General features: G+C 53.4%; 12 protein-coding genes. 8 read left to right on the top strand and 4 right to left on the bottom strand.

Annotated elements, in window-relative coordinates; genetic code table 11:
* Positions 1-109: 109 nt before the first annotated feature.
* Complete coding sequence (locus ACWYRJ_RS11615; RefSeq protein WP_455507924.1) at positions 110-1264, bottom strand: EAL domain-containing protein; 1155 nt, start codon at positions 1262-1264, stop codon at positions 110-112.
* Positions 1265-1499: 235 nt separating this feature from the next.
* Between ACWYRJ_RS11615 and ACWYRJ_RS11610 the strand changes: the two genes are divergently transcribed.
* On the top strand, positions 1500-2999 hold the full coding sequence (locus ACWYRJ_RS11610; RefSeq protein ID WP_455507923.1) for an EAL domain-containing protein: 1500 nt from the start codon (positions 1500-1502) through the stop codon (positions 2997-2999).
* 288 nt (positions 3000-3287) lie between these two features.
* Here the strand turns inward: ACWYRJ_RS11610 and ACWYRJ_RS11605 are convergent, their stop codons facing one another.
* From ACWYRJ_RS11605 to icd, 3 genes are all read right to left on the bottom strand, one after another.
* The gene (locus ACWYRJ_RS11605) at positions 3288-3533 is read right to left on the bottom strand and encodes a DUF2543 family protein (RefSeq protein ID WP_111965567.1); all 246 of its coding nucleotides are present in this window, start codon (positions 3531-3533) and stop codon (positions 3288-3290) included.
* A 74-nt stretch (positions 3534-3607) separates the two neighbouring features.
* Positions 3608-3955, bottom strand: coding sequence for a DUF1304 domain-containing protein (locus ACWYRJ_RS11600; protein ID WP_149367494.1), 348 nt, complete (start codon positions 3953-3955; stop codon positions 3608-3610).
* Positions 3956-4032: 77 nt separating this feature from the next.
* A complete protein-coding gene (icd, locus tag ACWYRJ_RS11595; protein WP_045327001.1) occupies positions 4033-5283 on the bottom strand; it encodes an NADP-dependent isocitrate dehydrogenase in 1251 nt (416 codons plus the stop codon).
* A 117-nt stretch (positions 5284-5400) separates the two neighbouring features.
* Here icd and rluE point away from each other — a divergent pair, with 117 nt between their 5' ends.
* The 7 genes from rluE to phoQ all read left to right on the top strand — a co-directional run bounded on the left by rluE (position 5401) and on the right by phoQ (position 11996).
* Entirely contained in the window at positions 5401-6054 is a 654-nt protein-coding gene (gene rluE, locus ACWYRJ_RS11590; RefSeq protein ID WP_111965565.1) for a 23S rRNA pseudouridine(2457) synthase RluE, read from the top strand.
* A gap of 9 nt (positions 6055-6063) precedes the next feature.
* Positions 6064-6537 (top strand): NUDIX hydrolase, encoded by a 474-nt coding sequence (locus ACWYRJ_RS11585; protein ID WP_249575961.1) that lies wholly within the window; start codon positions 6064-6066, stop codon positions 6535-6537.
* Positions 6538-6577: 40 nt separating this feature from the next.
* The gene (mnmA, locus tag ACWYRJ_RS11580; protein WP_021241033.1) at positions 6578-7690 is read left to right on the top strand and encodes a tRNA 2-thiouridine(34) synthase MnmA; all 1113 of its coding nucleotides are present in this window, start codon (positions 6578-6580) and stop codon (positions 7688-7690) included.
* A 27-nt stretch (positions 7691-7717) separates the two neighbouring features.
* Positions 7718-8347, top strand: a complete 630-nt coding sequence (gene hflD, locus ACWYRJ_RS11575) for a high frequency lysogenization protein HflD (protein WP_455507922.1) — start codon at positions 7718-7720, stop codon at positions 8345-8347.
* Positions 8348-8366: 19 nt separating this feature from the next.
* Positions 8367-9737 carry an adenylosuccinate lyase gene (gene purB, locus ACWYRJ_RS11570; protein ID WP_008500757.1) on the top strand — a complete coding sequence of 457 codons (1371 nt, stop codon included), beginning with the start codon at positions 8367-8369 and terminating at the stop codon, positions 9735-9737.
* A gap of 123 nt (positions 9738-9860) precedes the next feature.
* A complete protein-coding gene (gene phoP / locus ACWYRJ_RS11565) occupies positions 9861-10532 on the top strand; it encodes a two-component system response regulator PhoP (protein ID WP_028019015.1) in 672 nt (223 codons plus the stop codon).
* Positions 10533-11996, top strand: a complete 1464-nt coding sequence (gene phoQ / locus ACWYRJ_RS11560; RefSeq protein WP_111965562.1) for a two-component system sensor histidine kinase PhoQ — start codon at positions 10533-10535, stop codon at positions 11994-11996. It abuts the gene before it with no gap.
* The last annotated feature ends 57 nt before the right edge of the window (positions 11997-12053 follow it).

Genomic DNA, 12053 nt, shown 5'->3' with positions numbered 1-12053 from the left:
TTATTGTAGGTGGGCCAGTTGGTGATTTTGAACTTTTGCTTTGCCACGGAACGGTCTGCGTTGTCGGGAAGATACGTGATCTGATCCTTCAACTCAGCAAAAGTTCGATTTATTCAACAAAGCCGATCAGCGGTTCACGCTCGGTCACCTCGAGAACCAGTTTGACCTCTTTACCCTGAAACCCCTTCCCGAAGAGGCGACAGTCCCCGATAAAGGAAGGTGCATTGATGTGTCTGGCGCTGATGTTCACCCCGATATGAAACCCGTCCGGTAGCTTAGGCAACAGTGGTTTAAGCTGTGCGACCAGTTTCGCCATCAACCCTTTGGTTAACGGGATAATTAAACCGCTACGTTCGGCAATCGGAATAAAGACATCCGGCGGGATAAAGCCTGACTTTGGATGTTTCCATCTCGCCAGGACCTCAACGCCGTACAACCCGCCGGTATCCCCGTTCACGATCGGCTGATAATAAGGCTCGATCTCCCCCTGCAAAATGGCTTTGCGCAAATCGTCTTCGAATGAGGTGCTTTTCCCCTTGTAACGACGGATCAAAATGCCCACCGCCACGGATAATGCAAGAATAAGCAGTATCAGGCTCCATCCCTGGTGCAGTAGCCGCGTCAGGCTAAAAAAGGCAGGAGGCTGCCAGGCCAGGCTAAAGGGGAAGTGCGAAGAGGTCGTCAGTGACCCCGCCCACGAGGCCGCTTTCCAGCCGGTCACATCACCGCTGCGGGTAAACATTCTTTCGCCGACAACCAGTCCCAGGCCAACGCTATTTGATGCGCTCGTAATGGCATCCTGCAAATGCGCGTCGCTGATGCTGACCATGACGCGCCCTCCCGCAACGGGCATCTGAAAGACAAGCACCGGCATGCCGTTCACCAGCCGATTGCCGGGTAGCAGCATCAACTTTTCGGCAGGTAAGGTCTCAGGGTGAATAATCAATACGCCATTCCCGGGAAGGGAAGTACAGATGATTCTGCCCTGCTGCTGGATCATGATGGTGCGCAGATGCGGTTTTAGCGCGGCTTCCGTCCCCAGCGCCAGCTGTCCGCTACTGGTACATCCCTGCTCCGCAACGCGCTTCGCCGTGTTGGCCGCACTGACTGCTTCAGCCAGAATACTTTCTATTTTTTGGGTGCCTGCCATCGCGGCATGACTATTACTCAGCTTCGCCATCTGCCATAGCTGCCAGTTAATAATCAGAATGCCGCTCAGAAAAAGAAACAGGGCACTCATAATAGGGATCATCACGTTGCGCACGATTTTTTCCTTAATAGAAAAAACAAGCATGGATGTACTAGAAGAAAAGCCTGTGCTAATCCGGCGTTGCTTATGACAATGAAAATAGCTTAGCTGAGAATTGTCTTAAAAAACTGATGCTTTCGTATGAGTTCACCTGCCCGAATTTGCTCACATGACGTGACTATCAGGCTTGTTCCTTGCCCAGGCTGTGTTAAGCTTTGTGAAATCAGGGAGCGGACTGGATATCTGGAAAATGAAAAAGCTCATTGCCGTTGCTATCGTTTCAACGCTTCTGGTCTTCCTGTCTCTTTATGCCGTCAATGCTGTCATCACAGGACAGCAGAAGAGCAAACAGCTCGAAATATCCCGAACCCTTTTACATTATTCAGAAGACCTGTCCCAAAACGTTGCGCTGGGCCTAAAAAGCATAACGACGCAGGGATGTGATAAAGCCAGCCTTGATAGCTACAGACAAATCAAGCTTAATAATCTTTATTTTGGCGATATAGGTTTTATCGAAAAGGGAAAAATAGTCTGTACCGCTTTTTGGGGGAAACTCGCAACGCCCGTTGCACTTCCTGCAGAACTGCATAAAACGCCGAGAGGCTTTCTCCTGGCCCAGTTTTCGCGAAAAGACTTTTTCACGGGCAACGCGGCAATTTATAACAATATTATTATCTTCACCTCCCGCTATGCTTACGATAGATTCAGCCCGGTTACCGCAAGTTATTCGCTAAGTGCTACCACGAAAGACTTTGGCAGAGTCTTTTTTTCGGCCGCTCCTGAGCTAAATCAGCAGAGCTGGCTGCATTCGACGTTGTTTACCCTGACCCTGACGCAGTGCAGCGCCTTCTGGGACCTGTGTGTCATCGTGAAGCATCATGACGCTGGGCTGGCCTCGTTACCTCCGTTTATCTTTGCGCTTCTTGCGGTCATTCTCTGTTTGATCTGGATCGCGATTACGTTGTTTATCTTCCGAATCTATGAAGATCGTTTTTCTCTGGAACGCACGCTGATCAAAGCCGTCATCACGAATACCATCTGCGTTAACTATCAGCCCATTATCCGCATTCACGATAAAAAAATCGTGGGTGTAGAAGTTCTGTCGAGATGGCGAGATCAAAAGCACGGGGACGTCTCTCCGGAGCTGTTTATTCCATTAATTAAGAAGATTGGTCTGTATAAAAAATATTATAGTAATATTATCGAAAAATCCCTTTCCGAAATTGCCCCACTGGCGATAAAACACCAGCTGATAGTCTCAATCAACGTTGGGCGGAAGGAAATTGAAGATGGACAGTTCATTACCATTTTGCGTCGTGCGTGTTTTGCCAATCACCTTCCCCTTTCCCTGATGAAGGTCGAACTCTCTGAGAAAGCCGTTTCAACGGCAGATATCCTCGAGGGATTCTGTCGGGAGCTCAAATCGCTCGGCGTTAAAATATCAATAGATGATTTTGGCGTGCAAAACTCGAACCTCGCCCGCCTGTCGCTGCTTGAATATGATGAAATCAAAATTGATAAGTCGCTGGTGGACGGCATCAGCGAGCATTATAAGCAAAACATCTTCGCTATCTTCAGCGATGCTCTTGCAAGATTGAATAAAACGCTTGTATTCGAGGGCGTGGAAAATGAAATTCAATATCGCTTTATTGCGGACAGATATCCCGATGCCCTGATTCAGGGATGGTATTTTTCAAAAGCACTCACCCGCAGCGAACTGGCGAAGCAACTCACCGGCGTCACACCGTAATCCAAAACTGGCGTGCCCGTTTTTTCCCGTCGGGCATTTCAATTTTTTACGCAAAAACATATAGTCGTCACAATCAGACGGTAGATTACCCTGAAGCACACTCATATTTTGGTTAAAAACGTGAAATTATCCTTACTATTCCCAGTGGTACTCTTTTGCCTGACCGTTATTTTCGCGCTGTTTATCGACGCCCCCGCTTCGCATATTCTGCGGAAAAAGTGCATGTGGTCCGATAGCGTGATGCTTAGCTGTATCGCAAAGCATCAGCATAACGGTTTTTGAAGCAGGCTATTCATTTCCCCACTGATTGAGGAAGTTCGCAATATCATCAATGCGCCCCGCACGGATCCCGGCCTCAGCGGCCATCTCCTGCTGGGCTTCCTCGCTAATCTCCTCGTTATTCGATAAACGGGTAAGCAGCAGCTGGAAATAATGTGCCAGCGCGTCGAGCTCTGACTCAGCGACGGACTCTGCGGCTTCCGTCGCGTACTCATCGGCAATGTCATAATATTTCAGTGGGATATCGTTGTTCATAACTGTCTCGTCGCTAACCTGTAAGGGTGAAGCCATCAGTATATCGGACGCCTTATCTCAACCAAAGCATTGCTTCAGATGAGCAACGCAAGCAGCGCCGCGAGAGCAGGTACGGCCTGTACATACAAAATTTTCCGGCTGGCGGTGGCTGCGCCAAAGAGCCCGGCGATCAGCACGCAGGTCAGGAAGAAAATGGCCACCTGAATACCCTTTTCGCCGAGCCAGAGGCTCCAGAGCAGACCTGCCGCCAGAAAACCGTTATACAGCCCCTGATTCGCGGCCAGTACGCGGGTATCGCGCGCAAAATCAGGACGCAGATTAAAGGCCTTGTGCCCTGTTTTGGTATTCCACAGGAACATTTCCAGCACAAGAATGTAGAGATGGATGAGTGCAACGACAGCGATAAGAATAGTAGCTAGCATCGTGTTGTCTCCCGCAGGCAGAGGCAAAAAAAACGGGAACCCTCAGGCCCCCGCTCTTGTTTAACCCAGAATCTGGATTACATGTTCGCGATAATCGCGTCGCCAAACTCTGAGCATTTCAGCAGCTTAGCGCCTTCCATCAGACGTTCGAAATCGTAAGTTACGGTTTTCGCGTTGATCGCGCCTTCCATACCTTTAACGATCAGGTCTGCGGCTTCGAACCATTCCATATGACGCAGCATCATCTCTGCGGACAGGATGATAGAGCCCGGGTTCACTTTGTCCTGACCCGCGTATTTTGGTGCAGTACCGTGGGTCGCTTCGAACAGGGCGCATTCGTCACCGATGTTCGCGCCAGGGGCGATACCGATACCGCCAACCTGCGCTGCCAGGGCGTCAGAAATGTAGTCACCGTTCAGGTTCATACAGGCAATCACGTCGTATTCTGCAGGACGCAGCAGGATCTGCTGCAGGAACGCATCGGCGATTACATCTTTAATGACGATCTCTTTGCCGGTGTTCGGGTTCTTGATCTTCTGCCATGGGCCACCGTCGATCAGCTCACCGCCGAATTCTTCGGTCGCCAGCTGGTAGCCCCAGTCTTTGAACGCGCCTTCGGTGAACTTCATGATGTTGCCTTTGTGAACCAGGGTCACAGAGTCGCGGTCGTTGGTGATAGCGTATTCAATCGCCGCACGCACCAGACGCTTGGTCCCTTCTTCGGAACATGGCTTGATGCCGATACCACAATGCTCAGGGAAGCGAATTTTCTTCACGCCCATCTCTTCGCGCAGGAATTTAATCACTTTTTCTGCGTCAGCAGAGTCCGCTTTCCATTCGATACCCGCGTAGATGTCTTCTGAGTTTTCGCGGAAGATAACCATATCGGTCAGTTCAGGGTGCTTAACCGGGCTTGGGGTGCCCTGATAGTAACGAACCGGACGCAGACACACGTACAGGTCCAGCTCCTGACGCAGTGCCACGTTCAGGGAACGGATACCGCCGCCAACAGGCGTCGTCAGAGGGCCTTTAATAGCAACGCGGTAGTCGCGGATCAGGTCCAGCGTTTCTGCTGGCAGCCAGACGTCCTGGCCATAAACTTGAGTAGATTTCTCACCGGTGTAAATTTCCATCCAGGAAATTTTACGCTCGCCTTTGTAGGCTTTCTCAACAGCGGCATCAACCACTTTCAGCATTGCCGGGGTAACGTCTACACCGATTCCGTCACCTTCGATGAACGGGATAATCGGATTGTGAGGAACGTTAATCTTGCCGTTTTGCAGGGTGATCTTTTTACCTTCCGCCGGAACAACTACTTTGCTTTCCATTAACCTCTCCTTCGAGCGCTTCTGGTTGTTACTGATCTTATGTTAATAAATTGTAATGAGCCCTTCGATAGTACCTGATTGTCCTGCGCCATGAAAGGTCTTCGTTATTAGGCTATAATGCGGCAATTGATAACGCCTGAAAATACCATGAAGAAAACTTCTTTTACAAAACACCGGGTTGAGCGATTCAGCTCGCGACAAGCCGCCAGACGACCGCAAGAAACCCAGCCAAAGCGGGTGATTTTGTTCAATAAACCCTACGATGTTTTGCCGCAGTTTACCGATGAAGCCGGGCGCAGCACGCTGAAGGATTTTATTCCCGTTCAGGGCGTCTACGCAGCCGGGCGTCTGGACCGCGACAGCGAAGGCCTGCTGGTCTTAACCAACGACGGCGCGCTGCAGGCGAGGCTCACGCAGCCGGGCAAACGCACCGGCAAAATTTACTTCGTCCAGGTCGAAGGCGAGCCGGACGAACAAACGCTGGAAAAATTGCGCAAAGGCGTCACGCTGAACGACGGCCCAACCCTGCCCGCAGGTATTGAACGCGTGAATGAACCGGAGTGGCTGTGGCCGCGCAATCCGCCGATTCGTGAACGCAAATCCATCCCGACAAGCTGGCTCAAAATCACCCTTTACGAAGGCCGCAACCGTCAGGTTCGCCGCATGACCGCACATGTCGGCTTCCCTACCCTGCGTCTGATTCGCTACGCCATGGGCAGCTACACCCTGGATACGCTGGCAAACGGCGAATGGCGCGACGCTGCCCCTTAAGGAGAAATGATGTTTAAACCTCATGTTACGGTTGCCTGCGTGGTCCACGCCCGGGGTAAATTCCTGGTTGTCGAAGAGAGCATTAACGGCAAAGCGCTGTGGAACCAGCCTGCCGGACACCTTGAAGCCAATGAAACCCTGCTGGAGGCAGCAAAACGCGAGCTGTGGGAAGAGACAGGCATTCACGCTGAACCCCAGCACTTCATCCGTATGCACCAGTGGATTGCGCCCGACAGCACCCCGTTCCTGCGCTTTTTATTCGCCGTTGAGCTTAGCGAAACGTGCGCCACTGAGCCGCAGGATGACGATATAGACCGCTGTCTGTGGGTCACCGCCGACGAGATCCTGAACGCGCCAAACCTGCGCTCCCCGCTGGTTGCGGAAAGCATTCGCTGCTGGCAGTCAGGCGCACGCCTGCCGCTGGATGTCATCGGCGCATTTAACTGGCCGTTTACAGAGGGTGCCAATGGTGGGGGGGCGTGATAGAATACGCCGCCTTGAAGTTCAATGTCGTGAGTATTCCATGTCAGATAACAGCCAGAAAAAAGTGATCGTCGGCATGTCCGGCGGTGTCGATTCCTCCGTTTCCGCCTACCTGTTACAGCAACAGGGCTATAAGGTGGAGGGCCTGTTCATGAAGAACTGGGAGGAAGATGATGGCGAGGAATACTGCACTGCCGCAGCGGATCTTGCCGACGCGCAGGCCGTATGCGATAAGCTCGGCATTGAACTGCACACCGTTAACTTTGCCGCAGAATACTGGGACAACGTTTTTGAACTGTTCCTGGAAGAGTACAAAGCGGGCCGCACGCCGAACCCGGATATTCTGTGCAACAAAGAGATCAAATTTAAGGCCTTCCTGGAATTCGCCGCGGAAGATTTGGGCGCTGACTACATCGCGACCGGCCACTACGTGCGTCGTGCAGACGTGAATGGTAAAAGCCAGCTGCTGCGCGGTCTGGACGGCAACAAAGATCAAAGCTATTTCCTCTATACGCTGAGCCACGAGCAGATCGCCCAGAGCCTGTTCCCGGTCGGCGAGCTGGAAAAGCCGCAGGTGCGTAAAATCGCCGAAGAGCTGGACCTGATCACCGCGAAGAAAAAAGACTCTACCGGCATCTGCTTCATCGGCGAGCGTAAATTCCGCGATTTCCTGGGGCGCTACCTGCCCGCACAGCCGGGTAAAATTGTCACCGTCGACGGGGAAGAGATTGGCCAGCACCAGGGGCTGATGTACCACACGCTCGGCCAGCGTAAAGGCCTGGGTATCGGCGGAACGAAAGAAGGTAGCGAAGATCCGTGGTACGTAGTCGACAAAGATGTCGAAAACAATATTCTGGTTGTTGCTCAGGGTCACGACCATCCGCGTCTGATGTCCGTTGGCCTGATCGCGCAACAGCTGCACTGGGTCGATCGTGAGCCGCTGAAAGGCACGCTGCGCTGCACGGTGAAAACACGCTACCGTCAGACCGATATTCCTTGCACCGTTACCGCGCTCGATGACGATCGCATTGACGTGCGCTTCGACGAGCCGGTTGCCGCCGTCACCCCAGGTCAGTCTGCTGTCTTCTACAGCGGCGAGATCTGCCTGGGCGGCGGGATCATTGAACAGCGCCTGCCGCTGCCTGCTGTTTAATACGATTGCACACATAAAGGAGACCGTGTGGCGAAGAACTACTATGACATCACCCTGGCGCTGGCGGGAATTTGCCAGTCAGCCCGTCTGGTGCAACAGCTGGCGCATCAGGGTCATTGCGACGCTGATGCCCTGCACGTTTCACTGAACAGCGTTATCGATCTTAACCCCGGCTCGACCCTGGGCGTGTTCGGCGGCAGTGAAACCAATCTTCGTCTCGGTCTTGAAACCCTGCTGGGCGTGCTTAACGCCAGCAGCCGTCAGGGATTAAACGCGGAGCTCACACGCTACACGTTGAGCCTGATGGTGCTGGAGCGTAAGCTGAGCGCAGCAAAAGGCGCGCTCAATACCCTGGGCGATCGTATTGCCGGGCTGCAGCGTCAGCTCGACCATTTTGACCTGCAGTCCGAAACGCTGCTCAGCGCCATAGCCGGCATTTATGTTGACGTCATCAGCCCGCTGGGCCCGCGTATTCAGGTCACCGGATCCCCTGCCGTACTGCAAAGCCCACAGGTACAGGCAAAAGTGCGCGCGTCCCTGCTGGCAGGTATCCGCGCCGCCGTGCTGTGGCACCAGGTCGGTGGTGGCCGCCTGCAGTTAATGTTTTCTCGTAATCGCCTGACCACTCAGGCAAAACAAATTCTTGCTCATTGTTAACCTCCCGGAGTTGCGAATTATGGAATTATCCTCACTGACCGCCGTATCCCCTGTCGATGGACGCTACGGCGATAAAGTCAGCGCGCTGCGCGGGATCTTCAGCGAATATGGTTTGCTGAAGTTCCGTGTTCAGGTTGAAGTACGCTGGCTGCAAAAGCTGGCCGCCCAGGCAGCAATCAAGGAAGTTCCTGCTTTTGACGAAAAGGCAAACGATTACCTTGATAAAATCGTTGCCGAGTTTAGCGAACAAGACGCCGCGCGCATTAAAACCATTGAACGCACCACCAACCACGATGTTAAGGCGGTTGAGTACTTCCTGAAAGAGAAAGTGGAAAGCGTCCCTGCGCTGCACGCCGTGTCTGAGTTCATCCACTTCGCCTGTACCTCTGAAGACATCAACAACCTGTCCCATGCGCTGATGCTCTCCACCGCGCGCAAAGAGGTAGTGCTGCCTTACTGGCGTAAAATCATCGACGCGGTGAAAGCGCTGTCCGTGGAATACCGCGATATTCCGCTGCTCTCCCGTACCCACGGCCAGCCAGCCACCCCGTCCACGATGGGTAAAGAGATGGCCAACGTAGCGTACCGTATGGAGCGCCAGTATCGTCAGCTGGAACAGGTTGAAATTCTTGGCAAAATCAACGGCGCGGTCGGTAACTATAACGCCCACATCGCCGCCTACCCGGAAGTGGACTGGCACCAGTTCAGCGAAGAGTTCGTGACCTCTCTGGGCATTCAGTGGAACCCGTACACTACCCAGATTGAGCCGCACGACTATATCGCCGAACTGTTTGACTGCATTGCGCGCTTCAACACCATCCTGATCGACTTCGATCGTGACGTGTGGGGCTACATCGCCCTGAACCACTTCAAGCAGAAAACCATCGCCGGTGAAATCGGCTCTTCCACCATGCCGCACAAAGTAAACCCTATCGACTTCGAAAACTCAGAAGGCAACCTGGGCCTGGCAAACGCCGTGCTGCAGCATATGGCGAGCAAACTGCCGGTATCCCGCTGGCAGCGCGACCTGACCGACTCCACCGTACTGCGTAACCTGGGCGTGGGCATTGGCTATGCGCTGATCGCGTATCAGTCCACCCTGAAAGGCGTGAGCAAGCTGGAAGTGAACCGTGACCGTCTGCTGGACGAGCTGGATCACAACTGGGAAGTTCTGGCGGAGCCAATCCAGACCGTGATGCGCCGTTACGGTATCGAAAAACCGTACGAGAAGCTGAAAGAGCTGACCCGCGGCAAACGCGTTGACGCCGAAGGCATGAAGCAGTTTATCGACGGTCTGGCGCTGCCGGAGGAAGAGAAAACGCGCCTGAAGGCGATGACCCCGGCGAACTACATTGGCCGCGCCATCACCATGGTTGACGAGCTGAAGTAACGCCCCTCTCCCCCTTTTCGCCCGAAAAGGGGGATGCTTTTCCCCGGTTTACTCAATGTTTATCCCCAAAACAACATAATCAGCGTTAAACTATTCATACCAATTATTTAGGGAGAAGAGATGATGCGCGTACTGGTTGTTGAGGATAACGCATTGCTACGTCATCACCTGAAGGTTCAGCTTCAGGAGATGGGACATCAGGTGGACGATGCTGAAGACGCAAAAGAAGCCGATTATTATCTCAATGAACACCTGCCGGATATCGCCATTGTCGATTTAGGGCTGCCTGACGAAGACGGTCTGTCGTTGATTCGCCGCTGGCGCAGCCATGATGTCTCCCTACCGGTTCTGGTTCTGACCGCCCGTGAAGGCTGGCAGGATAAGGTCGAAGTGCTGAGCGCGGGTGCGGATGATTACGTCACCAAGCCGTTTCATATTGAAGAGGTGGCGGCGCGCATGCAGGCGCTGTTACGCCGCAATAGCGGGCTGGCTTCACAGGTTATTTCCATCCCGCCTTTCCAGGTCGATCTCTCCCGTCGGGAGTTAGCGATCAATGATGAAGTGATCAAGCTTACCGCCTTCGAATACACCATTATGGAAACGCTGATCCGTAACAACGGCAAAGTGGTAAGCAAAGATTCCTTAATGCTCCAGCTTTACCCTGATGCGGAACTGCGCGAGAGCCATACCATTGACGTGCTGATGGGGCGTTTGCGCAAGAAAATTCAGGCGCAGTATCCGCAGGATGTGATTACCACCGTCCGTGGCCAGGGCTACCTGTTCGAATTACGCTAAATGAGACGGATTTTACGCCATATTCTGCCCCTCTCCCTGAGGGTTCGTTTCTTACTGGCAACGGCCGCCGTCGTGCTGGTGCTGTCACTCTCCTACGGCATGGTCGCCCTGGTGGGCTATAGCGTCAGCTTTGATAAAACCACCTTTCGGCTGCTGCGTGGCGAAAGCAATCTTTTTTATACCCTGGCGAAGTGGGAAAACAATCAAATCACCGTCGAAATGCCGGAAAACCTCAACCAGCAGAGTCCAACGCTGGCCCTGATTTATGACGAAAAGGGCAAGCTACTGTGGGCGCAGCGTGACATCCCATGGCTGGTCAAAAGCATTCGTCCGGACTGGCTCAGAACCAACGGGTTTCATGAAATTGAAGCCGATCTCAACACCACCAGCTCGCTGATCCGTGAAGATCGCTCCCTGCAGCAAAAGCTGAACGAGATCCGCGCCGACAATGCCGAAACGGAGATGACGCACTCCGTCGCGATTAACCTCTATCCGGCGACGCTAAACATGCCGCAGCTGACCATTGTGGTGATCGACACCATTCCGGTCGAGCTGAAGCGTTCTTATATGGTCTGGAGTTGGTTCATCTATGTTCTGGCTGCGAATCTCCTGCTGGTGATCCCGCTGCTGTGGGTGGCGGCATGGTGGAGCTTGCGCCCCATTGAATCACTGGCGAAAGAGGTTCGCGAGCTGGAGGAACATCATCGCGAGAAGCTGAACCCGGAAACCACGCGCGAGCTCACCAGCCTGGTGCGAAACCTCAACCGCCTGCTGAAAAGTGAACGCGAACGCTATGATAAATACCGTACGACGCTTACCGACCTGACCCACAGCCTGAAAACCCCGCTCGCGGTCATGCAAAGTACCCTCCGTTCAATGCGCAGTTCGAAGCTGAGCGTCGACGATGCCGAGCCGGTGATGCTGGAACAGATCAGCCGTATTTCCCAGCAAATTGGCTATTACCTGCATCGCGCCAGCATGCGTTCCGGCAGCGCGCTGCTGAGCCGCGAGCTGCACCCGGTTGCCCCGCTTCTGGATAACCTCACGTCCGCCCTCAACAAGGTGTATCAGCGTAAAGGGGTGAATATCAGCCTCGATATCTCGCCAGAGATAAGCTTTGTGGGTGAAAAAAATGACTTCATGGAAGTGATGGGTAACCTGCTGGATAACGCCTGCAAATACTGCCTGGAGTTCGTGGAAGTTTCTGCGCGCCAGACGGAAACCGAGCTGCATATTATCGTTGAGGATGATGGCCCGGGGATCCCGCGCAATAAGCGTGACGTGGTGTTCGATCGCGGTCAGCGCGCCGATACGTTACGTCCAGGACAGGGCGTAGGATTAGCCGTCGCGCGCGAGATTGTCGATCAGTACGACGGGAAAATCGAAACCAGCGAAAGCTTACTGGGCGGCGCCAGAATGGAGGTCATTTTTGGTCGCCAGCAGCCCACATCGAACGATAGTTAACCCGTTATGTGAAAAATGCGAGGATCTCGCAGCCGGGGGGCTGAGCTTCCGTTATAA

This window comes from Enterobacter sp. (genome assembly GCF_977039595.1).
The sequence above is the reverse complement of the archived record's forward strand: the minus strand, read 5'-3'. Positions and strand labels throughout refer to the sequence as shown.

Excerpts from the sequence above, each read along its gene's own strand:
- ACWYRJ_RS11610 (WP_455507923.1), top strand. The coding sequence starts at position 1,500 with ATGAAAAAGCTCATTGCCGTTGCTATCGTTTCAACGCTTCTGGTCTTC.
- ACWYRJ_RS11605 (WP_111965567.1), bottom strand. The coding sequence starts at position 3,533 with ATGAACAACGATATCCCACTGAAATATTATGACATTGCCGATGAGTAC.
- ACWYRJ_RS11600 (WP_149367494.1), bottom strand. The coding sequence starts at position 3,955 with ATGCTAGCTACTATTCTTATCGCTGTCGTTGCACTCATCCATCTCTAC.
- icd (WP_045327001.1), bottom strand. The coding sequence starts at position 5,283 with ATGGAAAGCAAAGTAGTTGTTCCGGCGGAAGGTAAAAAGATCACCCTG.
- rluE (WP_111965565.1), top strand. The coding sequence starts at position 5,401 with ATGCGGCAATTGATAACGCCTGAAAATACCATGAAGAAAACTTCTTTT.
- ACWYRJ_RS11585 (WP_249575961.1), top strand. The coding sequence starts at position 6,064 with ATGTTTAAACCTCATGTTACGGTTGCCTGCGTGGTCCACGCCCGGGGT.
- mnmA (WP_021241033.1), top strand. The coding sequence starts at position 6,578 with ATGTCAGATAACAGCCAGAAAAAAGTGATCGTCGGCATGTCCGGCGGT.
- purB (WP_008500757.1), top strand. The coding sequence starts at position 8,367 with ATGGAATTATCCTCACTGACCGCCGTATCCCCTGTCGATGGACGCTAC.
- phoP (WP_028019015.1), top strand. The coding sequence starts at position 9,861 with ATGCGCGTACTGGTTGTTGAGGATAACGCATTGCTACGTCATCACCTG.
- phoQ (WP_111965562.1), top strand. The coding sequence starts at position 10,533 with ATGAGACGGATTTTACGCCATATTCTGCCCCTCTCCCTGAGGGTTCGT.